This window comes from Roseobacter insulae (assembly GCF_019375555.1).
GTDB lineage: Bacteria > Pseudomonadota > Alphaproteobacteria > Rhodobacterales > Rhodobacteraceae > Roseobacter > Roseobacter insulae.
Genome location: NZ_JAHXDN010000001.1, coordinates 799,346 through 820,266, shown reverse-complemented (window position 1 = coordinate 820,266; position 20,921 = coordinate 799,346). Strand labels below are relative to the sequence as shown.

General features: G+C 60.0%; 21 protein-coding genes. 9 read left to right on the top strand and 12 right to left on the bottom strand.

The genetic code is table 11. From position 1 onward, the window contains the following. Positions 1 to 7: 7 nt before the first annotated feature. Both KX928_RS03965 and KX928_RS03960 read left to right on the top strand, forming a co-directional pair. A complete protein-coding gene (locus KX928_RS03965) occupies positions 8 to 364 on the top strand; it encodes an ElaB/YgaM/YqjD family protein (protein ID WP_219499224.1) in 357 nt (118 codons plus the stop codon). Position 365: 1 nt separating this feature from the next. Then, positions 366 to 704 carry a hypothetical protein gene (locus tag KX928_RS03960; RefSeq protein WP_219499220.1) on the top strand — a complete coding sequence of 113 codons (339 nt, stop codon included), beginning with the start codon at positions 366 to 368 and terminating at the stop codon, positions 702 to 704. 38 nt (positions 705 to 742) lie between these two features. Here the strand turns inward: KX928_RS03960 and KX928_RS03955 are convergent, their stop codons facing one another. The 3 genes from KX928_RS03955 to KX928_RS03945 all read right to left on the bottom strand — a co-directional run bounded on the left by KX928_RS03955 (position 743) and on the right by KX928_RS03945 (position 3,279). Next, positions 743 to 1,480, bottom strand: a complete 738-nt coding sequence (locus KX928_RS03955) for a DsbA family protein (protein ID WP_219499217.1) — start codon at positions 1,478 to 1,480, stop codon at positions 743 to 745. Continuing rightward, on the bottom strand, positions 1,480 to 2,664 hold the full coding sequence (gene rlmN / locus KX928_RS03950) for a dual-specificity RNA methyltransferase RlmN (protein ID WP_219499214.1): 1,185 nt from the start codon (positions 2,662 to 2,664) through the stop codon (positions 1,480 to 1,482). The genes KX928_RS03955 and rlmN overlap by 1 nt, the downstream gene beginning before the upstream one ends. An 84-nt stretch (positions 2,665 to 2,748) precedes the next feature. Then, positions 2,749 to 3,279, bottom strand: a complete 531-nt coding sequence (locus KX928_RS03945) for an invasion associated locus B family protein (RefSeq protein WP_219499211.1) — start codon at positions 3,277 to 3,279, stop codon at positions 2,749 to 2,751. A gap of 178 nt (positions 3,280 to 3,457) precedes the next feature. Between KX928_RS03945 and KX928_RS03940 the strand changes: the two genes are divergently transcribed. Then, on the top strand, positions 3,458 to 4,438 hold the full coding sequence (locus KX928_RS03940) for an asparaginase (RefSeq protein WP_219499208.1): 981 nt from the start codon (positions 3,458 to 3,460) through the stop codon (positions 4,436 to 4,438). Here the strand turns inward: KX928_RS03940 and KX928_RS03935 are convergent, their stop codons facing one another. Both KX928_RS03935 and serB read right to left on the bottom strand, forming a co-directional pair. Continuing rightward, a complete protein-coding gene (locus KX928_RS03935; RefSeq protein WP_219499205.1) occupies positions 4,439 to 4,753 on the bottom strand; it encodes a YciI family protein in 315 nt (104 codons plus the stop codon). Between the two features lie 62 nt (positions 4,754 to 4,815). Next, entirely contained in the window at positions 4,816 to 5,694 is an 879-nt protein-coding gene (gene serB / locus KX928_RS03930; protein WP_219499202.1) for a phosphoserine phosphatase SerB, read from the bottom strand. A gap of 159 nt (positions 5,695 to 5,853) precedes the next feature. On the opposite strand from serB, the gene KX928_RS03925 reads away from it, so the two are divergent. The 3 genes from KX928_RS03925 (at position 5,854) to KX928_RS03915 (ending at position 9,518) form a co-directional block, all read left to right on the top strand. Next, positions 5,854 to 7,035 (top strand): phosphoserine transaminase, encoded by a 1,182-nt coding sequence (locus KX928_RS03925; protein WP_219499199.1) that lies wholly within the window; start codon positions 5,854 to 5,856, stop codon positions 7,033 to 7,035. A gap of 54 nt (positions 7,036 to 7,089) precedes the next feature. Continuing rightward, the gene (serA, locus tag KX928_RS03920; protein ID WP_219499196.1) at positions 7,090 to 8,685 is read left to right on the top strand and encodes a phosphoglycerate dehydrogenase; all 1,596 of its coding nucleotides are present in this window, start codon (positions 7,090 to 7,092) and stop codon (positions 8,683 to 8,685) included. 104 nt (positions 8,686 to 8,789) lie between these two features. Continuing rightward, positions 8,790 to 9,518, top strand: coding sequence for a metallophosphoesterase family protein (locus KX928_RS03915; protein WP_219499192.1), 729 nt, complete (start codon positions 8,790 to 8,792; stop codon positions 9,516 to 9,518). On the opposite strand, the gene KX928_RS03910 is transcribed toward KX928_RS03915, so the two are convergent. The 4 genes from KX928_RS03910 to KX928_RS03895 form a co-directional block, all read right to left on the bottom strand. After that, positions 9,486 to 9,881: a hypothetical protein gene (locus KX928_RS03910; protein WP_219499189.1), complete on the bottom strand. Its 396-nt coding sequence runs from the start codon at positions 9,879 to 9,881 to the stop codon at positions 9,486 to 9,488. The genes KX928_RS03915 and KX928_RS03910 overlap by 33 nt on opposite strands. Then, complete coding sequence (gene tdh / locus KX928_RS03905; RefSeq protein ID WP_219499186.1) at positions 9,878 to 10,918, bottom strand: L-threonine 3-dehydrogenase; 1,041 nt, start codon at positions 10,916 to 10,918, stop codon at positions 9,878 to 9,880. Before tdh ends, KX928_RS03910 begins: the two co-directional genes overlap by 4 nt. Continuing rightward, complete coding sequence (locus tag KX928_RS03900; RefSeq protein WP_219499183.1) at positions 10,915 to 12,102, bottom strand: glycine C-acetyltransferase; 1,188 nt, start codon at positions 12,100 to 12,102, stop codon at positions 10,915 to 10,917. The genes tdh and KX928_RS03900 overlap by 4 nt, the downstream gene beginning before the upstream one ends. A gap of 102 nt (positions 12,103 to 12,204) precedes the next feature. Further along, positions 12,205 to 12,771, bottom strand: a complete 567-nt coding sequence (locus tag KX928_RS03895; RefSeq protein WP_219499180.1) for a helix-turn-helix domain-containing protein — start codon at positions 12,769 to 12,771, stop codon at positions 12,205 to 12,207. A gap of 121 nt (positions 12,772 to 12,892) precedes the next feature. Between KX928_RS03895 and KX928_RS03890 the strand changes: the two genes are divergently transcribed. Continuing rightward, positions 12,893 to 14,071 carry an acetyl-CoA C-acyltransferase family protein gene (locus tag KX928_RS03890; protein ID WP_219499177.1) on the top strand — a complete coding sequence of 393 codons (1,179 nt, stop codon included), beginning with the start codon at positions 12,893 to 12,895 and terminating at the stop codon, positions 14,069 to 14,071. A gap of 2 nt (positions 14,072 to 14,073) precedes the next feature. Here the strand turns inward: KX928_RS03890 and ubiB are convergent, their stop codons facing one another. After that, positions 14,074 to 15,618 (bottom strand): 2-polyprenylphenol 6-hydroxylase, encoded by a 1,545-nt coding sequence (gene ubiB, locus KX928_RS03885; RefSeq protein ID WP_219499174.1) that lies wholly within the window; start codon positions 15,616 to 15,618, stop codon positions 14,074 to 14,076. 1 nt (position 15,619) lies between these two features. Then, complete coding sequence (gene ubiE, locus KX928_RS03880) at positions 15,620 to 16,372, bottom strand: bifunctional demethylmenaquinone methyltransferase/2-methoxy-6-polyprenyl-1,4-benzoquinol methylase UbiE (protein WP_219499171.1); 753 nt, start codon at positions 16,370 to 16,372, stop codon at positions 15,620 to 15,622. 86 nt (positions 16,373 to 16,458) lie between these two features. Between ubiE and mutM the strand changes: the two genes are divergently transcribed. After that, the gene (mutM, locus tag KX928_RS03875; protein ID WP_219499169.1) at positions 16,459 to 17,310 is read left to right on the top strand and encodes a bifunctional DNA-formamidopyrimidine glycosylase/DNA-(apurinic or apyrimidinic site) lyase; all 852 of its coding nucleotides are present in this window, start codon (positions 16,459 to 16,461) and stop codon (positions 17,308 to 17,310) included. A 64-nt stretch (positions 17,311 to 17,374) separates the two neighbouring features. Further along, positions 17,375 to 18,151 carry an enoyl-CoA hydratase gene (locus KX928_RS03870; RefSeq protein ID WP_219499166.1) on the top strand — a complete coding sequence of 259 codons (777 nt, stop codon included), beginning with the start codon at positions 17,375 to 17,377 and terminating at the stop codon, positions 18,149 to 18,151. Positions 18,152 to 18,432: 281 nt separating this feature from the next. On the opposite strand, the gene gyrB is transcribed toward KX928_RS03870, so the two are convergent. Further along, entirely contained in the window at positions 18,433 to 20,847 is a 2,415-nt protein-coding gene (gene gyrB / locus KX928_RS03865; RefSeq protein ID WP_219499162.1) for a DNA topoisomerase (ATP-hydrolyzing) subunit B, read from the bottom strand. Positions 20,848 to 20,921 lie beyond the last annotated feature (74 nt).

Below are 20,921 nucleotides of genomic sequence, written 5' to 3'. Positions count from 1 at the left end.
GGACACAATGGCACAAGCACGCACAAACGGCAAAACCGACGTCACAGACGTAACCGCCCAGATTGACACGATCAAAGACGACATTGCAGCCCTGACGGCGCTTATGTCAGAGATGGCAAAAGACAAGAAAGACGAAGCCAAATCGCGCGCGGCTCATACTGCGTCGGCATTGAAAAGCTCCGCGTCGGAAACGGCCGAAGCAGCACAGACCAAGGCCTTTGAAACTGGCGAGAAATTGCGCTCCGAAGCGGAGATGGCCTACCTGAAGGCAGAAGAGTCCGTTCGCCAGCAACCCGCCATGGCCGTCGGCATTGCTGCCGGTCTCGGATTTCTGGTTGGCATGATGACAGCGCGCCGGACCTGATATGTTTGCGCGACTAAGGCATCAGCTCCGCGAAACCGCCCAGCGATTTGCGCTGGGTGGCGCGGGCGCCCTGATGGGGCTTACCGGCATAGGATTCCTGAGCGCCTCTGCCCTGTTGTTCCTCTTGACGCTCACCGACCCCATCACGGCATGTGCCATAATGGGCGGGGCTTTTCTGGGAACGGGCATGTTGCTCATGATGATCGCGCGCCCGTCCGGAAGCTCGGGCAAAGAGCACGAACGCCACATGTCTCATCGCGATCAACAGGAAATGCCACCGGTCGCCGCGGCCTTCATGCAGGGCATGGCGCAAGGCATGGCGGCTGGCCGCGCACGTTGACCTGAGGGGTCGCCTTTCCGGGCGGCCTTTCTTGCGCGTTAGAAGCAGGCTACAACCGAGGCCTCGCTTTCAAGCGCAATAATCCTTTCAAGATCCGGTTCGGGCAGGGCTCCGATCACCAACGTGCGCCCGATCATCAGGGCAGGCGTTCCGGGCATGCCCAAGGCACGGCCCAGGGCCAAACCATCTTCCATCTGCGCGAGTATCTCATCACCTTCGGCATCGTTCATCAACTGCGCCGCATCCAGACCATGGCGGCCGGCGACGGCCTTCACCCCGGCTGGACCGGGACGCAGAACCCGTTGCATCATGTCGAGATGAATGGCGGTATGATCAGTCTGTCTGGTTGCGGCAAGCGCCACGCGGGCGGCCCAGCGAGAGCGGTCGCCAAGCAAAGGCAATTCGTGAAATGTCAGATCAATCGGCGCGCCGGTGTCGCGCAGCAGCGCGAGCCTTCTGTCAAGCACGGCGCAATACGGGCAGTAATAGTCACTGAACACCGCGACGGGCACCGCGCCGACCGCAGGCGGATCAGGAAATACAGCAGCGCAGAGGTTGTTTGGCAAGCGGTCATTGGCGGCAGCTTCCCGAGGCGTCTGAAGCCCGGCAAAAACGTCAGGCGCGGCGCTGAGACTGCCACGCTCCAACCGGCGAAATCCAGGCAGTCCGGGCAGATCGGAAAACTGGAAGTCGCCGTTCCTGCGGCGCAGGAGCGGCGGGATGGCGAGGGCGATTGCGACAGCGCCCCCAATTACCAGCGCATCGCGGCGGCGCATTATTCGCCCGCCAAACCTGCTTCAGCCTCGATCTGGCGCCGTGACTTTCGCGCCCGTTCCGTGGCTGACTTCAATTGCCCGCAGGCGGCCATGATGTCCTCGCCGCGCGGTGTGCGGATCGGCGAGGCATATCCTGCCTTGTAAATGATATCGGCAAACGCACGGATGCGGTTATTTGACGACCGCCTGTAAGGCGCACCGGGCCATTCGTTGAACGGAATAAGGTTGATCTTGGCCGGGATGCCCTCGATCAGCTTGATCAGCCGCCGGGCGTCTTCGTCGCTGTCGTTCACCCCGTCCAGCATCACGTATTCAAAGGTGATCCGCTCGGAGTTCGACACTTTCGGATAGCTGCGCAGCGCGTCCAGAAGCTCCGCGATGTTCCAGCGTTTGTTGATCGGCACCAGTTGGTCGCGCACGTCGTCCGTAGTTGCGTGGAAACTGATGGCAAGCTGACAGCCGATTTCCTCGGCGGTGCGGGCGATTTCGGGCACGACGCCCGAGGTCGACAACGTGATGCGTCGGCGGCTGAGTTGTATCCCCTCCGGATCCATCGCGATCTTCATCGCGTCGCGCACGTTCTCAAAGTTGTAAAGCGGCTCGCCCATCCCCATCAGCACGATGTTGGACAACAGGCGCGTCTCGTCCTTGGGTGCGCCGATCTCGGGCCATTCACCCAGATCGTCACGTGCCATCATGACCTGACCGATGATCTCCGCCGCTGTGAGGTTGCGCACCAGCTTCTGGGTGCCGGTATGACAGAAAGAGCATGTCAGCGTGCAGCCCACCTGGCTTGAGACACAGAGCGTGCCGCGCCCCTCTTCCGGGATATAGACCACCTCGACCTCGTGACCGCCCGCGATGCGTACAAGATACTTGCGGGTTCCGTCCCCGCTCACTTGCTTGGAGACCACCTCCGGCACCGCGATCACGAACCGCTCCTTGAGATCCGCGCGGAATGTCTTGGCCAGATTGGTCATCACGTCGAAGTCGCGCACGCCCCACTGGTAAATCCATTGCCAGATCTGACCAACGCGCATCCGGGCCTGTTTTTCCGGCACGCCCGCCGCAATCAGCGCAGACCGCATGGCATCGCGCGTCAACCCAACGAGGTTGACGGGACCATCCGGCAGTTTGCGCGGAATTGTGTGTACATCTTGCGTAATCGGCGCTGAGGCTGACATGGCACATCCTAACGTATCGAAGATGCGCCTCTATATAGAGGTTTACAGCAAGATCAAAAGGAAAAGCCCCTGTTGCGCCTGTGGCTATCCGGCGCAGCGTTTCTGGGCTTCGTCCACCGCCGCAGTGAACCCAAGCAAGGAGAAGGTGTCTTTTGTTGTCGTGCCACGGCTGGAAAGCCCGGTAACCACTGCCTCAGCGCCGCTTTTCATCGCGGAGACGATCTTGGCATCTTCCGTCGTGTTCTCCGGCCAGGCCCATTCACCATCGGTGAACAATGCAAAGTCCTGTCCGCTGATATTCACGTTCACCTTTGACCCGCTGGCAAAAGGATAGCCGCCGGTAAATGTCACCTGCGCATTGGCACCCGAACCCGGGCGATAGAAAACCATCAGCAGGATCTGACCGCGGGTTGCAGCGACAACCCGTCCGTCACGGGTGTTGACCGTCTCCTTGGGGACCGAAACGCTCCAGCATTCCTTGGGATTGTTGTCTTCGTAGACACCCCAGTCGGTTTTTTCGGCGACAAGATTACTGCTCTGATCCTGTGCCTGCGCCGCCGTGCCCGTCAGCGCCAGCACTGAGACAAAACCAACAAAACTCTTGTAAATTCGCATGTTTTACAGCCTCCAGCCGTCCTTGACCTCAATATCCCTGCGATCTGCCCGGTGCGTCTTTTTCGGCGCGCTCTCTTGCATGACCGGTATTTCTTCTCGACAAGTGTCACAGTAACGCAAAACCCGCGACCCCCGAAAGGGGCGATTAGCAGGTTTTCGCCAAATTCTTGAGGGTAAAATGACGCAAGCCGCTCCCATGGTCGAAATCTGGCGCGGAGACTTTCTGGAAAGCACGCACTCCGGCCATGCTGTGATCTGCGACGCCACCGGTCAGATTGTCGACGCATGGGGTGACCCCGACGCGATTGTGCTGCCGCGCAGCTCGGCCAAGATGATTCAGGCCCTGCCCCTGATCACCTCCGGCGCGGCGGATCAGGCAAATCTGACACCCGAACATCTGGCGCTGGCCTGCGCGTCGCACAATGGTGCCGCGATCCACACCGACCGTGTCGACACCTGGCTGGACACGCTTGGCCTGAGCGACGCTGCATTGCGCTGCGGCCCGCAGATGCCGGATGATCGCGCAGCGCGCGAGGGCCTTATTCGCGGGGGTGACAGCCCGTGCCAGCTGCACAACAACTGCTCCGGCAAACACGCGGGGTTTCTGACGCTCGCCAAACATCTCGGTGCCGGGCCTGAATACATTGATCCACAGCATCCCGTGCAAAAGGCGTGTCTTGACGCCTTCGAGGCAACGACACAGGAAACGTCGCCCGGGTTTGGCATTGATGGCTGTTCTGCGCCCAACTACGCAGCAAGCCTCCACGGTATTGCGCGGGCGATGGCACATTTTGCGGCGGCACCGTCCGACAGTCCGGAGGCACGTCTGCACGAAGCCATGCGGCTGCATCCTGAGCTTGTGGCCGGGGAAGGCCGTGCCTGTACGGAACTGATGCGCGCGATGGATGGCAAGGTCACGATCAAGACCGGTGCGGAGGCGTTCTTCATTGGTATCCTGCCCGAACAGAAACTGGGCATCGCTCTCAAGATCGCCGATGGCGCGACACGTGCGTCGGAATGCGCCATTGCCGCGATACTGGTCAAACTTGGCGTGTTAGAGCCAGATCACCCGGCCACCCGCAAACGTCTGAATGCGCCCATCACCAACCGGCGGGACGTGCAAACCGGCTGGATCCGACCCGCCGCAAGCCTCGCCTGATCACATCTGGTGAACTTCGGCCACCTCTATGGACCCTGAGCCATCGACAATCATTGGACAGCCCTTTGCCATGTCGATCGCCTCGTCGATATCGGCTGCGGCAACAACGCTGAAGCCAGATATGGGATTGGCGCCACCATGATCCTCGACACCCCCGGCGGTCACAGTTTTCGACATGCCGACGGGATTGCCCGGATTGACAACCGCCTTGCCCATCTCTTCGAACCACGCATTCCACGCGGCCATAACCTTAGCGCCCTCTTCTTCCGACTCCGGTGTTTTGCCGCCGTGATAGGCAAATACGAATTCTGGCATGGTGTTTCCTCCCATCTGGCCCGGCCCCGATCCTAGCACAGAAACGGGTGAGTCGTCCCGGATCAGCCGCTGACGAACTCAGATACCGCATAGCCCTGCAGGTACAGCAAGGCTGTCAGGTCGCCGTGGTTGATGCGCACATCGCAGCGGGCCGCCACCGTTGGTTTGGCATGCAGCGCGACACCGGTCCCTGCCCGGCCCAGCATGCCAAGGTCGTTTGCCCCGTCCCCAACGGCGATCACATCCTGCTCGGTAATCCCGAGGCGGGCGGTGATCTCAGCCAGCGCATCCACTTTGGCCTGCTGGCCCAGAATAGGATGGCCCACCTCCCCCGACAGCAGATCGTTATCGCTGAGCAGTGTATTCGCGCGGTTCTCATCGAAGCCGAGGCCGGCTGCCACGGCACTGGTGAAATCCGTGAATCCGCCCGACACCAGCGCGGAATACGCCCCATGCGCTTTCATCGTCGCCAGCACCACGTGACCGCCCGGCATGTAGTCGATACGCTCGGCAAGCACCTGCTTGATGGTCGCAACCGGCAACCCCTTCAGCAGCCCCACCCGTGCGCGCAGCGCATCCTCGAAATCCAGTTCGCCGTTCATGGCCCGCGCCGTGATGTCTTTGACCTTGTCACCAATGCCTGCTTCTTCGGCCAATTCGTCGATGCACTCCTGCCGGATCATCGTGCTGTCCATGTCGGCCAGCAGCATTCTCTTGCGACGACCCGCGGTGGGCTGGACCACCAGATCGACGCCCTGGCGCTGCACCTCGGCCCAGACGTCCCATCGATTGCCTGGAATTCGCGATACGGAAAACTCTGCTGCCTCACCCGGCGACAACCAGACCACCTCGCTGCCACCCCAGGCATTGCGAAGCGCTTCGACAAGCGCGGGATCAAGGTTTCGCGCCGTGGGCGCGGTCAGCAAAGTGACGGTGAACATGAGATAGAGTTTCCGATCGGCGCAGGAGGTGTCGCAAAAAAGCGAATTTGCGGCGTTCTAGCGCCGTTTTTTCCGTTGCACCAGACCGGAGCACACCATAGACCCGTCCGTGGGACACCCTTCCCCAACGAAGGGCGCATATCTGGAAGGATAGCATCAATGGCTATACAGAAACCGGCAACGCGGCCGGATCACGTTCGACCGTCGATAAAACCGGCGAACCCGCGTTTTTCCTCTGGCCCCTGTGCCAAACCCCCGACATTTGATCTGACCAATCTGTCCGACGCGCCGCTGGGGCGATCGCACCGCGCGACCCCCGGCAAGGCAAAGCTGCTGGCAGCGATCGAGACCACGCGCGAGATCCTCGGCGTGCCGGCGGATTACCGCATTGGTATCGTGCCCGCCTCGGACACCGGCGCTTTCGAGATGGCAATGTGGTCGCTCTTGGGCGAACGTCCGGCACAGATGGTGGCATGGGAGAGTTTTGGCGCAGGATGGGTCACGGACGTGGCCAAGCAGCTGAAGATCGAGCACACCGTGCATACGGCGGACTACGGCCAGATCGTCGACATGGGCGCGCTGAATTACGACAACGATGTCTGCTTCACCTGGAATGGCACGACCTCGGGCGTGCGGCTGCCGTCAGGCGACGTGATCCCCGCAGACCGCAAGGGGCTGACGCTCTGCGATGCGACCTCGGCGGCCTTTGCGGTTGATCTGCCGTGGGACAAGCTCGACGTGACCACATTCTCCTGGCAGAAAGTGCTTGGCGGCGAAGCGGCACACGGCATGCTGATCCTGTCACCACGCGCCGTCGAACGGCTGGAAAGCTACACGCCGCCATGGCCGTTGCCGAAAATCTTCCGGCTGACCAAGGGCGGCAAGCTGATCGAGGGCATTTTCAGGGGCGAAACAATCAACACGCCATCGATGCTCTGCGTCGAGGACTACCTGCAATCACTCACATGGGCCAACTCCATAGGCGGGTTGCAAGGCCTGATCGCACGCGCGGATGCGAATGCAGCGGCCATCACCGGTTTTGTCGAACAGCATAACTGGATCGATTTCCTTGCCTCTGATCCGGCGACCCGTTCGAACACATCGGTCTGCCTGAAGTTTTCCAGCGATCAGGTGGCCGATGGGGCGGCTTTTGCAAAAGCGGTGGCCAAGCGGCTTGCCGACGAGGGTGTGGCGCTGGATATCGGCGCCTACCGCGATGCACCGGCTGGCCTGCGCATCTGGTGTGGCGGCACGGTCGAGACATCGGACATCAAGGCCATGCTGCCCTGGCTGGCATGGGCCTTCGAAACTGAACTCGAAGCACAGAAGGTGTCGGCGTAACCCGCCGACCCGTCCCCGACTTACCTTCCCAAGATTCAAGAAATGGAGCGCCAGATGGCCCCCAAGGTACTTATCTCAGACAAACTCTCAGAAGCGGCCGTTCAGATCTTCCGCGACCGCGGGATCGACGTCGATTTCCAGCCGGATGTAGGCAAAGACAAGGAAAAACTCAGCCAGATCATCGGCAACTATGACGGTCTCGCGATCCGCTCCGCCACCAAGGTCACGCAGAAGATCATTGATGCGGCAACCAACCTCAGGGTCATCGGCCGCGCGGGTATCGGCACCGACAACATCGACAAGGAAGCGGCCTCCAAAAAAGGCATCATCGTCATGAACACACCCTTCGGTAACATGATCACGACGGCGGAACATGCCATCGCGATGATGTTCGCCGTGGCCCGGCAAATTCCGGAAGCCTCCGCATCAACCCATGACGGCAAATGGGAAAAATCCAAGTTCATGGGTGTGGAACTGACCGGCAAGACATTGGGCGTGATCGGTGCGGGCAACATCGGCGGTATTGTCTGCGACCGCGCGCGTGCATTGAAGATGAAGGTTCTGGCCTATGATCCGTTTCTGGGCGAGGAAAAAGCCAAGAAGATGGGGGTGGAGAAGGTCGACCTCGATGATCTTCTGGCCCGCGCCGATTTCATCACCCTGCATGTGCCTTTCACGGATCAGACAGCCAACATCCTGAGCGCTGACGCCCTTGCAAAGACCAAGAAGGGCGTGCGCATCATCAACTGTGCACGTGGCGGGCTTGTGGACGAAAAGGCGCTGGCAGAGGCTTTGAAATCCGGTCATGTGGCAGGCGCAGCCTTTGATGTTTTCGCCAAGGAACCTGCCAGCGAAAACCCGCTGTTCCATTTGCCCAATGTCGTGTGCACCCCGCATCTGGGCGCCGCCACCACCGAGGCGCAGGAGAATGTTGCGCTGCAGGTGGCCGAGCAGATGTCGAACTACCTGCTGACGGGTGCCGTGGAAAACGCGCTCAACATGCCCTCGGTCACGGCGGAAGAGGCACGTGTCATGGGGCCTTGGGTCAGACTTGCCGGTCATCTGGGCAGTTTCACCGGCCAGATGACAGACGAGCCGATCCGCGCGATCAACATCCTTTACGACGGTGTCGTCGCGGGCATGAACCTCGAAGCGCTGAACTGCGGGGTCATCGCGGGCATCATGAAAAAGGCCAATCCGGACGTGAATATGGTTTCCGCCCCGGTAATCGCCAAGGAACGCGGCATCCAGATCTCAACGACCAATCAGGATAAATCCGGCGCTTTCGACGGCTACATCAAAGTGACAGTCGTCACGGCGAAACGCGAACGCTCCATCGCGGGCACCGTGTTTTCGGACGGCAAGCCGCGGTTCATCCAGATCAAGGGCATCAACATCGACGCCGAGATTGGTGCGCATATGCTCTATACCACGAACGAAGACGTGCCGGGCATCATCGGGGCTCTGGGTCAGACCATGGGCGACAACGGCGTCAATATCGCCAACTTTACCCTCGGCCGGGCCCAGGCCGGCGGTGAGGCGATTGCGCTGCTTTACGTCGACGAACCGGTCCCGGCAGAAGCGCGCGCGAAACTGGCGGAAACCGGATTGTTCACACAGATCAAGCCGCTCGCCTTCGACGTCGCCTGATCAGATCGGGGGGCTGCCGCTTCTTATCGGTGGCCCCCGCACGAAACAGCTTCACTCTTGGTGGGCTTTGCGGCATCACCGCCCCATCAGCCCGAGGTGCTATCATGAGCCATCCAATTTATGCCATCGGTGATGTCCACGGGCAGATTGGCGAGCTGCACCGCGTCCTGTCGCTGATCGAAGCCGACGGCGGGCCTGACGCGCAGGTTGTCTTTGTCGGCGATTACGTTGATCGCGGCCCCGACAGCCGCGGCGTGGTGCAACTGCTGGTCGATGCGCGCGCGGCAGGGCGGAACTGGATCACCCTTAAGGGCAACCACGACCGCTACCTGACGCGATTTCTTGATTTCATGATCGTGCATGACCCCGCAACCCGCGCTGATCTTCAGTGGTTCGATCCGCGTCTCGGCGGCGACAAGACAATGGCCTCTTACGGTGTCGATGCACAGGAAGGCGCCCCGCTGAAAGAAGTTCACGCCGCCGCTGTTGCATCGGTTCCGCAGTCGCATCGGGACTACCTGGATCAATTGCCGCTGATGCATATGACCGATGACCTTTTGTTTGTGCACGCTGGCATTCGGCCCCGGGTCGCGCTGGACAGGCAGGTCGAGGATGATCTCGTCTGGATCCGGCAACCGTTTCTGGAATATCGCAGATCTCATGAACGGCTGGTGGTGCACGGGCATACCGCGCTGGAGCAACCCGAACACGCAGGCAATCGGGTCAACCTCGACGGTGGCGCGGGCTATTTTCGCCCCCTGCACGCGGCGGTATTCGAGGGGACAGACTGCTGGCTGCTGTCAGACACTGGTCGGGTGCCGCTGCGGCCATAGGCCCGCGACCAACATACCCCACCCCAAAAATCCCTGGCCGTGGTGGCTCAGACTAGCGTCAGCGGTGAAGGTCAAAAGCCGCAGCAGATGCGACGGGGTGGCCGGCGATCTGACAACCCATTGCGCCGGCAACCCGTCGAAGACCAACAGGTAGTAGAAGTAGTAGGCCTGTGGTGAGAGCCAGATAAAAAACCAGAAGAGGGCAACTGCCGTGATCCCGCGCAGCCACGCGGCTCGGTTCCTGGTCAAGCGCCAACTGAGCCAGATCATCGCCAGCGCAAAGCCCCCCGACAAAGCGGCAAGGCCAACTTGTCCGGCAAGTGACAGCGTAAAGAAGCTGTCCTGCCCATAGATCGGGTTCACCCCGTCCAATCCAGAACAACCTTGCCCGACTGACCGGATTTCATCACCGCAAACCCGGCCTCGAACTCGTCCACGGGGAACCGGTGCGTGATCACCCGGCTGACATCCAGACCATTCTGCAACATGGCGATCATCTTGTACCATGTCTCAAAGATTTCCCGCCCGTAGACGCCTTTGATGGTGATCGCCTTGAACACGATGCGGCTCCAGTCGACAGGGCTTTTGCCCGGGGGGATGCCCAGCATCGCGATGCGCCCGCCCATCGTCATCGCCTCGACCATCTGATCGAGTGCACGCTGGTTGCCTGACATCTCCAATCCGACGTCAAACCCCTGTTTCATCTTCAGATCAGAGATTGTGTCGGCCAACTCCGCCTCGGCCACGTTGACCGGCACCACTTCGGCGACGCGCGCCGCCAGCGCGAGACGATCCGGATTGACGTCCGTGATCACCACGTGCCGGGCGCCTACGTGGCGGGCCACAGCGGCGGCCATGATTCCGATGGGTCCGGCCCCGGTAATCAACACATCCTCACCAACGAGATCGAAGCTCAGCGCCGTGTGAACGGCATTACCCAGCGGGTCGAGTATGGCGCCGATATCATCCGAAATCTCATCCGGAAGCGGCACGACGTTGAAGGCGGGCAGCTTGAGGTATTGCGCAAAAGCCCCCTGTTCGTTGACACCAATCCCACGGGTTGCCGGATCGAGGTGGAATTTACCCGCCCGGCTCTGACGGGACGTCTTGCCGATCAGGTGCCCCTCTCCCGAACAGCGCTGCCCAATCTCGAGGTCCGTGACATTGCGGCCAAGCTCAACGATCTCACCGGCGAATTCATGGCCCGTAATCAAGGGAACCGGCACCGTGGCAGCCGCCCAGTCATCCCAGTTCCAGATGTGGATATCCGTGCCGCAGATACCGGTCTTCTTGATTTTGATCAGCACGTCGTCGGGGCCTATTTCGGGCACTGGCGCATGCGTCATCCACAGCCCTTCGCGGGGGTGCAGCTTGGCGAGGGCTTTCATCTCATTGCTCATGAAATCACCCCGCAGGCTTTGCCGGCCACTTCAAACGCCCGGAGCGCGCGATCAAGGTCATCCCGGGTGAGGGCCGCGTTCATCTGTGTCCTGATCCGCGCCTGTCCGCGGGGCACTACCGGAAAGAAGAACCCCGACACGAAAACGCCCTCGTCGAACAGGCGCGCCGCCATATCCTGCGCCAATTGCGCCTCTCCCAGCATGACAGGAATGATGGGATGTTCCCCCGGCAACAGGTCAAACCCCAGTTCTTCCAGACCGGCGCGCCAGTACCGTGCGTTCTCAGACAAGCGCTCCCGCAGATCGTCACCCTGCTCCACCAGATCCAACGCCGTGATCCCCGCCGCCACGATCGAAGGTGGCAACGAATTGGAAAACAGATAGGGCCGCGCCCGTTGCCGCAGCAGGTCGATGACCGGTTGCGGCCCCGCAATGTACCCGCCAATCGCCCCTCCCAGAGCCTTGCCCAGCGTACCGGTCAGGATATCGACGTCTACGCCTGCATGCGCTGGTGTGCCCGCACCCTTGGGGCCAATGAATCCGGTGGCGTGGCAGTCATCTACCATCACCATCGCCTCGTATTTGGCCGCCAGCGCAGTAATCTCCGGCAGCCTGGCCAGATAGCCATCCATGCTGAAAACACCATCCGTGGCGATCAGAATGAACCTTGCGCCCTCGTCACGGGCCAGCTGCAACTGACCTTCGAGATCGGCCATGTCGGAATTGGCATATCGGTATCTTTTGGCCTTGCAGAGCCTGATACCGTCGATGATCGACGCGTGATTGAGTGCATCGGAGACGACCGCGTCCTCTGGTCCAAGCAGCGGTTCGAACAAGCCGCCATTGGCATCGAAACAGGCCGCAAAGAGAATTGAATCGTCCTTGCCCAGGAACGTCGCGATTTTTTGTTCCAATTCGCGGTGGATGTCCTGTGTCCCGCAAATGAAACGCACCGACGCCATACCGAAACCCCGCGGATCCATCGCCCCCTTGGCTGCCGCGATCAGATCGGGATGATCCGCGAGGCCCAGGTAGTTATTGGCGCATAAGTTGATGACATCGCGCGGGCCGACCGAGATCACGCCACCTTGCGGCGAGGTGATCATACGTTCGCGCTTCATCATACCATCCGCCTGGATCTGAGAGAGTGTTGCGGAAATATGGTCCAGATATGATTGCGTCATGAGGCGACTCCCTTTCTGACTTCCATCTAACATAGTGGAGGTCGTTCCGAAATAGGGGAATTTCACAATAGCGGAAATTTTCCGTAATCTCGGAAATTGGCATCAGGCGTCCTGCACGACCAGAAACGCCCGGACCTCTCCGCCCTTGGCGGCAATCCGGTGCGGAACATCAGCGGCGTAGCGCGCGGTGTCCCCAGCACGGAGCGTGTTTTCCGCATCCCCACTGGTGACAGTCAGGCTGCCATCGATCACAGTCAGATGTTCCCGCGCACCACGCGCGTGTGGCTGACTGTCGAGCGAGCCGCCATCTGAGATCGTCAGTTCATACACCTCGTGTTTGCCCGCGTCTTCAGGTGGCGACAGAATCCGGATACGACACCCCGACCCCAGGTTATCGATTGTCGGCACGTCCGCCGCGCGCAGGGTTTCGATTTGCGGGGCGGCAGGCGCGCCATCCAGCAAGCCGGCGAAATCGACCTGCAGCGCGCGGGTCAGGTTCCAAAGGGTCGCGATAGTCGGGCTGCTTTCGCCCCGTTCAATCTGGCTGACCATGGAACGGGACACGCCCGAAAGCTTGGCCACCGCGTCAAGCGAGAGCCCCTGGTCGCGCCGCGCCTCTTTCAGGCGCGCGGGTAACTGCGTGAGAATGGCATTATCTGTGTCCGTCATGCCGGAGGTTTCGCCGACATGAAGGATTCTGTCAATTCAATACCTTGCGCTGACGGCACGTCGCTGCTGACATTCGTGACGCGTCACCGCATAGTCCTCTTCAACTGGAGAGGAAGCCATCATGACCAAAGAAATCGTAATTCTGGACGGCGCACGCACCGCCATCGGCACTTTCGGCGGTGCTTTGGCGGGCACACCTCCGATTGAGCTTGGTACCGTTGCCGCAAAGGCCGCCATGGCGCGGGCCGGTATCGAGGGATGGCAGGTGGGTCATGTCGCCTTTGGGCATGTGATCAACACGGAGCCCAAGGACATGTACCTGAGCCGCGTTGCGGCCATGCAGGCAGGTGTACCGGATTCAGTACCGGCCATGAATGTGAACCGTCTGTGCGGTTCAGGCGTTCAGGCCATTGTTTCGGTTGTGCAGTCCCTGATGCTCGGGGACGCGGATTTTGGCCTCGCAGGTGGGGCCGAAAACATGTCCCGCTCGCCCTTTGTCGTGCCCGACCAGCGCTGGGGCGCGAAGATGGGAGACATCCGCACGTTAGACATGATGCTGGGCGCGCTGAACTGCCCCTTTGGCACCGGCCACATGGGTGTGACCGCGGAAAACGTCGCCCGGGAACACGACATCACGCGTGACCAGCAGGACGCCTTTGCTCTTGAAAGCCAGAACCGGGCTGCCGCGGCCATTGAAGCAGGTCACTTCAAAAGCCAGATCGCGCCGGTTGATGTCCGGGTGAAACGGGACACCGTGGCGTTCGGTGTAGACGAACACCCCAAGGCGACAACGGCGGAGGCTCTGGCCGGGCTGCGGCCCGTCTTCCAGAAAGACGGTACCGTTACCGCCGGCAATGCGAGCGGTATCAACGACGGTGCCGGCGCTGTCGTTCTGGCAACCGCAGAAGCCGCTGAGAAAGCTGGCCTTACGCCCAAGGCGCGGATCCTTGGATATGCCCATGCCGGCGTGCGGCCGGAAGTGATGGGCATCGGCCCGGTCCCTGCGGTGCAGAACCTGCTGGATCGCACGGGTCTGCGTGCGGATGACTTTGACGTTGTCGAAAGCAATGAAGCCTTTGCGGCACAGGCACTTGCGGTCAGCAACGCGCTGGGTTTCGACCCTCAAAAGGTCAATCCAAACGGCGGTGCCATTGCGCTGGGTCACCCGGTGGGCGCGACCGGGGCGATTATCACGGTCAAGGCGCTTTACGAACTGGAGCGCATCGGGGGCTCGAAAGCACTGATCACGATGTGCATTGGCGGCGGGCAGGGCATCTCGCTGGCGATCGAAAGGCTTTGATCCTAAAAGACGAAATCCACAAGGATGAGGCAGGCCGCCCCTCCAACCCCGACGGAAATACCGAGGACCACGGCCAGAAACACGCGCTCCGCCAACCCGCGGCGCGTCGGCGTTTCCTCTGCGTTGCTTTGCCGGACCAGGGCGGTTTCCACCATGGCCGGCAGGCGCGGACCAAACCGCGCAATCACGCGGGCTGTTTTGGCAAAATCCGACAGAACCGCCTTTGGTCCGATGGATTTCGAAATGTAGTCGCTCACGATCGGACTCGCGACCTGCCAGATATTGATTTGCGGGTTCAGGGAGCGCGCGACCCCTTCCACAACGACCATGGTCCTTTGCAGCAAGATCAGTTCTGTCCGCGTCTCCATCCCGAACCGCTCTGTCACTTCGAAAAGATAGTTCAGCAAACGCCCCATTGAGATTTTGGTCGCATCCATGCCAAAGATCGGCTCCCCCACGGCACGCAGCGCTCGCGCAAACTCGTCGACATCTTTGTCCGCGGGCACATATCCCGCCTCGAAATGCACTTCGGCCACGCGCTTGTAATCCTTGCGGATGAACCCGAAAAGGATCTCGGCATAGACGCGCCGGGTGTATTCGTCGATATGCCCCATGATGCCGAAATCATAGGCGATAACGTCACCGTTCGGCGCGACCTTGAGATTGCCCTGATGCATGTCGGCGTGGAAATATCCGTCCCGCAAGGCGTGGTTGAGGAAGAGTTGCAGAACCCTTTCGCTGAGGTGCACACGGTCGTGGCCTGCAGCATCGATGGCATCGTTATCGCCCATCGGCGCACCATCTGCCCATTCCAGCGTCATGACGCGGCGCGCCGAGTATTCCCATTTGATCACAGGGAGCTGGAAGCCTTCATCGTCTTTGGTGTTGGCTGCGAATTCCGACGCGGCTGACGATTCCAGCCGCAGGTCAAGTTCGCCGCGCACAACGCCGTCGAAATGCTCGATGACCTCCATTGGCCGCAGGCGCCGCGATCCCGGAGAGAATATCTCCACCATGCGCGCGGCGAGGTAGAAGGCGTCGATGTCCTTGCGGAACGCCTTTTCGATATTCGGACGCAACACTTTCACAGCGACCGCTTCGCCGTTGGCGGCAAAGGTGGCTTTGTGCACCTGCGCAATGGATGCCGCCGCCACGGGTGCGCTGAAATCAGAAAAAATCTGATCGACCGGCACACCAAGCTCCCGCTGCACCTCGGCCTTGGCTTCTTCTACCGAAAACGGCGGCAGCTTGTCCTGCAACACGCGCAGCTGAAGCGCGAGCTCATCGCCTACGACATCCGGGCGGGTCGACAGGATCTGACCGAACTTGATGTAGGCCGGACCCAGCGCGGTCAGCGCACGGGTGGCAGGCGGCATGTCGGGATCGCCTTTGTAGCCCAGCCACTTGAACGGCAGGCCCAGGGTACGCGCGACAAACCGCAGTGGCGGCGGGGCCTCGAAAGCGTCCAGCACGACCTGCATCGCACCTGTACGCTCCAACGTCGCGCCGGTACGGATCAGTCGCCAGATATTGTGAGGACCGCGCACCCTAGAGTTTCCACCCTGAATGCAGACAGGCGACGCCCATGGTCATGTTGCGGTACTTTGCATTCTCGAAACCGGCATCCTGTACCATCCGCAAAAAGGTGTCCTGATCCGGAAAGTTCCGGATTGATTCAACAAGATACTGATAGCTGTCGCGGTCATTGGCGATCATCTGGCCCATGCGGGGGATTACGTTGAAACTGTATAGGTCATAGGCTTTCTGCATCATCGGGTTCGGCAATTGGCTGAACTCCAGCACCATCAGGCGGCCGCCGGGACGCAGCACCCGATACGCCTCGGCCAGGGCATCCTGCGGCCGGGTCACATTTCGAATACCAAAGCTGATGGTGTAGACGTCGAACGTATTGTCCTCGAAGGGCAAGGCCATCGCATCACCAACAACCCAGTCAAGGCTGTCTTCCATGCGCGAGGCCTCCGCGCGTTTACGCCCTTCCATCAGCATGGGTTCCGTCAGATCGAGCACCGTGGCATGCCCGGAGCCCGCACGCTTGAGAAAGCGGAACGAAATATCACCGGTGCCACCGGCGACATCCAGCAGCTTCTGACCCGCCCGCGGTGCCAGCCAGTCCATCATTGCGTCCTTCCACAGGCGGTGAATCCCACCCGACATGACGTCATTCATGATGTCATACTTGCTGGCCACAGAGCTGAAGACACCCTGCACCCGCCCGGCCTTTTCGTCTTCGGGGACGGTTTCAAACCCGAAGTGGGTGGTTTTGTCGCTGTGATCGGTCATCGGCTCTTGTGGTCCTTGCGGTTCGGCACTTGTTATAGGGCTTGGGGGGCCGGGCACAATGCGGCCCTTTGGTCACAGGGGTGAATATGCCGGAACTACCAGAAGTCGAAACCGTCAAAAGGGGCCTGACACCCGCGATGGAAGGGGTTGTCATCGCCAGGGCAGACGTCAACCGCCCCGACCTGCGGTGGCCGTTTCCGCGCGACATGGCTGCGCGGCTGTCGGGTCAGTGTGTAGACCGCCTTAGGCGACGCTCAAAATACATCCTCGCCGATCTCAGTTCCGGCGAAACCCTCCTGATCCACCTTGGGATGTCGGGGCGCATGTTGGTGTCGGGTGACCCCTTGGGACATTTCGTACACGACCATCCGGTGCCGGAGAAACATGACCATGTCGTGCTGCATATGGAAAACGGTGCGCGCATCACGTTCAACGACCCAAGGCGGTTTGGCGCGATGGACCTGATGCAGACGGCAACGGCAGACAGACACAAGCTGCTGGCGGTCCTGGGCCCGGAGCCATTGGGCAATGATTTTCACGAGGCGCATCTGATTTCCGCCTTTAGAGGCAAGATGACCCCCGTAAAATCGGCGCTGCTGGATCAGAGACTAGTTGCAGGGCTGGGCAATATCTATGTCTGCGAAGCGCTTTTTCGGGCAAAAATCCGACCGACACAAAAAACGGCAAAACTTTCTAAACCTAAGGTTGCAAGTCTTGTACCCATCATTCGGGACGTCCTGTCAGAAGCCATAGAAGCCGGGGGATCCTCCTTGCGCGATTTCCGCCAAGCTGATGGAGAACTTGGATATTTTCAACATAGCTTTGATGTTTACGGGCGCGAAGGTGAAGCCTGTCGCACCCCCGACTGCCCCGGCGTCATCAAGCGAATCGTTCAGTCCGGACGCTCATCTTTCTATTGTGCGCAATGCCAAAGATAGCTTGAACACCGCAAACCGCATGGTACAGACTCGGAATTCCTGACAACAACCGAGAGCTTCTTTAATGGCCTATGAAACGATCATCGTTGAAGTAGAGAACCATGTGGCCCAGATCACGCTAAACCGGCCAGATGCCCTGAACGCCCTGAATGACGAATTGATGAAGGAACTGGCCGACGCGCTGAGCGCCGCACAGGACAACGAAAAAGTCCGCTGCATCATCATTACCGGATCAGAAAAAGCTTTCGCCGCCGGCGCTGACATCGCGATGATGAAGGACAAGAGCTTTGTCGAAGCCTTCTCGGGAGACTTGTTCACACCGGAAACAGACCAGATCATGCGGGTGCGCAAACCGATCATCGCGGCCGTTTCGGGATACGCGTTGGGCGGCGGCTGCGAACTGGCGATGATGTGTGATTTCATCATTTGTTCCGAGACCGCGAAGTTCGGCCAGCCCGAGATCAACCTTGGCGTCGTTGCCGGCATCGGTGGTACGCAGCGCCTGACCCGGATCGTGGGCAAGTCCAAGGCCATGGACATGAACCTGACAGGGCGCTTCATGGACGCCAACGAGGCGGAACGCTCAGGCCTTGCATCACGTGTGGTGCCCTGCAAGAAGCTGCTCGAAGAAGCCAACGCAGCTGCACAGAAAATCGCGGAAAAGTCGATGATCTCGGTCATGGTGGTCAAAGAAGCCGTGAACCGCGCCTACGAGGTGCCGCTGCGCGAAGGGTTGTTGTTCGAACGCCGCATGTTCCATTCGCTCTTTGCAACCGAGGATCAGTCCGAAGGCATGTCGGCCTTCCTGGAAAAGCGCGAAGCACAGTTCCGGGACAAATGACCCAAGGCCCGGTTGGGGCGACAGACTGGTGACCAGCCCAAGCGGATCATCTGCCCGGTGAAGACTGCACAGCGGTTCCCTGCGGTGCCCCGATGCTGCATTTCCATGCGACCCGTGGCGGCGCGCACGACAGCTCGGGTGGCCTGCTTCACCCAACACCCTGAAAATACGGATGGAATGCGGCACCGTGCGCGGGTCCGGCGAATGCGTGTCAGACCCGGGTTACGAAGGTACGGAGCCCCCCGCAATGACGCCCGCGGCAGAGGAGATATTGAGCCGCCCTAGAAGTCTAGGTTTTCCACACTCAACGCGTTTTTCTGGATGAACTCGCGGCGCGGCTCAACCACGTCCCCCATCAGCTTGGTGAAAAGGTCATCGGCCTCGGCCATGTCTTCGACCTTGACCTGCAGCAGCGTGCGCGCATCCGGATCAAGCGTGGTTTCCCAAAGTTGATCGGGGTTCATCTCACCCAGCCCCTTGTAGCGCTGCAACGACAGCCCCTTCTCACCTTCCTGCAGGATTGCATCCAACAGGTCCATCGGGCCCAGAATGGTTTGCACCCGATCCTTGCGGATGAGTGTGGCCGGCAGGCTGTAGATTTCCTGCAGGCTTTGCGTGAAGCTGCCCGTCCGTTTTGCCTCGCCGCCGCGCAGGATGCGCCCGTCCAGCGTGCGCACTTCCTCCACGCCGCGCAAGATGCGCGCCAGCCGGATGCCATGGTCCTGCGTGATCCGTCCCTGCCACCCGCGTTCGTACTCCTCTGCAATCAGATTCAATCGTGCCGCGACCTTGTCAGCCGTGCCCTGCAGATCCGCATCTACCACGCCGGGGGCAAAGGCGCCGGCAATTGCCGCCTGCTCCAGGATGTGGCGAGGATAGTGGGTTGGAAAGGCTTCAAGAACGCGCCGCATCTGCCGCGCAAGATCGACCACGCGGGACAGATCGGCCCCGGTGATCTCTTCGCCATTACCCTGTTTCAGCATCGCCCCATCGATACCCTGCTGAATCAGGTATTCCTCCATCGCCGCCTGATCCTTGAGGTAGACCTCCGATTTGCCCCGCGAGACTTTGTAGAGCGGCGGTTGCGCGATGTAGAGATGCCCTTTTTCGATAAGCTCAGGCATCTGCCGGTAGAAGAAGGTCAGCAACAATGTCCGGATATGCGCACCATCCACATCCGCATCCGTCATGATAACGATCTTGTGGTAGCGCAGTTTGTCGATGTTGAATTCGTCGCGACCAATCCCTGTCCCAAGCGCCATGACAAGGTTACCGATCTCCTGACTGCCAAGCATCCGGTCAAAGCGCGCCCGTTCGACGTTCAGGATTTTCCCCTTGAGCGGCAGGATGGCCTGTGTCTGCCTGTCCCGCCCGGTCTGTGCGGACCCACCGGCGCTGTCGCCCTCGACAAGGAAGACTTCCGTCTTCGAGGGGTCCTTCTCTGAGCAATCCTTGAGCTTGCCCGCAAGGAAATTCACGTCCATCGCTGTCTTGCGCCGGGTCAGATCACGGGCTTTACGCGCCGCTTCCCGCGCGTGCGCCGCCTCAATGATCTTGCCCACAACGATCTTGGCCTCGTTTGGGTTTTCCTCAAACCACTCGGCCAGTTTCTCGTTGACCAGCCCTTCTACCGCCGGACGCACCTCGGAAGACACAAGTTTGTCCTTTGTCTGCGAAGAGAATTTCGGGTCCGGCACTTTCACGGACAGAACGCATGTCAGCCCTTCGCGGGCGTCGTCACCGGTGAAACTGACCTTTTCCTTCCGGGCAATGCCACTTGACTGGGCATAGTTGTTGATCGTCCGGGTCAGCGCCCCGCGAAACCCGGCCATATGGGTGCCGCCATCACGCTGCGGGATGTTATTGGTAAATGGCAGCACGCTCTCATGATAGCTGTCGTTCCACCACATAGCGATTTCAACACCGATGTCGTCACGTTCACCGGTTATGAAAATCGGTTCTGGCATGACGGACGCCTTGTGCCGGTCGAGGTATTTGACAAACTCCTTTACGCCGCCCTCGTAGTAAAGCTCGGATTGCAGGTGTTCAGCGGGGCGTTCATCGACCAGAATGATCCGCACGCCGGAGTTCAGGAATGCCAGTTCGCGCAACCGCTTCTCCAGCGTCTCGAAAGAATATTCGAGGTTGGAGAACGTATCGGTCGAGGCCATGAAACGCACTTCGGTGCCGGTGCGATCAGTCGGGCCAACCACTTCCAGGTGCTTTGTGGTGAAGCCTCCTTCGAACCGCGCGACATGTTCTTTACCTTCGCGCCAGATCCGCAGTTCCAGCCAATCAGACAGCGCATTCACCACGGACACGCCCACGCCGTGCAGACCGCCGGACACCTTGTATGAGTTACTGTCGAATTTGCCGCCCGCGTGCAACTGGGTCATGATCACTTCGGCCGCTGAAACACCCTCTTCCTCGTGGATCCCGACCGGAATGCCACGCCCGTTATCACTGACGGAGACAGATGAATCCTCATGTATCGTCACGGTGACCGCGTCTGCGTGACCGGCAAGAGCCTCATCAATTCCGTTGTCAACGACCTCATACACCATATGGTGCAGACCGGACCCGTCATCGGTGTCACCGATATACATACCGGGACGTTTTCTGACCGCCTCTAAGCCTTTGAGAACTTTGATGGAATCGGCGCCATATTCTTCTGGCGTCTGCGCGTTTTCGGACATGCCGCTGGACCTTCGTATTTTTGTCATTTTATACGATTTTTGTCGGGGGATGTCACGCAGTTGGCACAATATTT

Bases quoted from the DNA above. Each gene is read 5' to 3' on its own strand.
- tdh (WP_219499186.1), bottom strand. From the start codon at position 10,918: ATGAGCAATGAGATGAAAGCCCTCGCCAAGCTGCACCCCCGCGAAGGG.
- KX928_RS03960 (WP_219499220.1), top strand. From the start codon at position 366: ATGTTTGCGCGACTAAGGCATCAGCTCCGCGAAACCGCCCAGCGATTT.
- KX928_RS03965 (WP_219499224.1), top strand. From the start codon at position 8: ATGGCACAAGCACGCACAAACGGCAAAACCGACGTCACAGACGTAACC.
- KX928_RS03935 (WP_219499205.1), bottom strand. From the start codon at position 4,753: ATGCCAGAATTCGTATTTGCCTATCACGGCGGCAAAACACCGGAGTCG.
- KX928_RS03955 (WP_219499217.1), bottom strand. From the start codon at position 1,480: ATGCGCCGCCGCGATGCGCTGGTAATTGGGGGCGCTGTCGCAATCGCC.
- KX928_RS03870 (WP_219499166.1), top strand. From the start codon at position 17,375: ATGGCCTATGAAACGATCATCGTTGAAGTAGAGAACCATGTGGCCCAG.
- KX928_RS03915 (WP_219499192.1), top strand. From the start codon at position 8,790: ATGAGCCATCCAATTTATGCCATCGGTGATGTCCACGGGCAGATTGGC.
- KX928_RS03945 (WP_219499211.1), bottom strand. From the start codon at position 3,279: ATGCGAATTTACAAGAGTTTTGTTGGTTTTGTCTCAGTGCTGGCGCTG.
- ubiE (WP_219499171.1), bottom strand. From the start codon at position 16,372: ATGACCGATCACAGCGACAAAACCACCCACTTCGGGTTTGAAACCGTC.
- KX928_RS03895 (WP_219499180.1), bottom strand. From the start codon at position 12,771: ATGACGGACACAGATAATGCCATTCTCACGCAGTTACCCGCGCGCCTG.
- KX928_RS03900 (WP_219499183.1), bottom strand. From the start codon at position 12,102: ATGACGCAATCATATCTGGACCATATTTCCGCAACACTCTCTCAGATC.
- serB (WP_219499202.1), bottom strand. From the start codon at position 5,694: ATGTTCACCGTCACTTTGCTGACCGCGCCCACGGCGCGAAACCTTGAT.
- rlmN (WP_219499214.1), bottom strand. From the start codon at position 2,664: ATGTCAGCCTCAGCGCCGATTACGCAAGATGTACACACAATTCCGCGC.
- KX928_RS03940 (WP_219499208.1), top strand. From the start codon at position 3,458: ATGACGCAAGCCGCTCCCATGGTCGAAATCTGGCGCGGAGACTTTCTG.
- KX928_RS03890 (WP_219499177.1), top strand. From the start codon at position 12,893: ATGACCAAAGAAATCGTAATTCTGGACGGCGCACGCACCGCCATCGGC.
- mutM (WP_219499169.1), top strand. From the start codon at position 16,459: ATGCCGGAACTACCAGAAGTCGAAACCGTCAAAAGGGGCCTGACACCC.
- gyrB (WP_219499162.1), bottom strand. From the start codon at position 20,847: ATGTCCGAAAACGCGCAGACGCCAGAAGAATATGGCGCCGATTCCATC.
- serA (WP_219499196.1), top strand. From the start codon at position 7,090: ATGGCCCCCAAGGTACTTATCTCAGACAAACTCTCAGAAGCGGCCGTT.
- KX928_RS03925 (WP_219499199.1), top strand. From the start codon at position 5,854: ATGGCTATACAGAAACCGGCAACGCGGCCGGATCACGTTCGACCGTCG.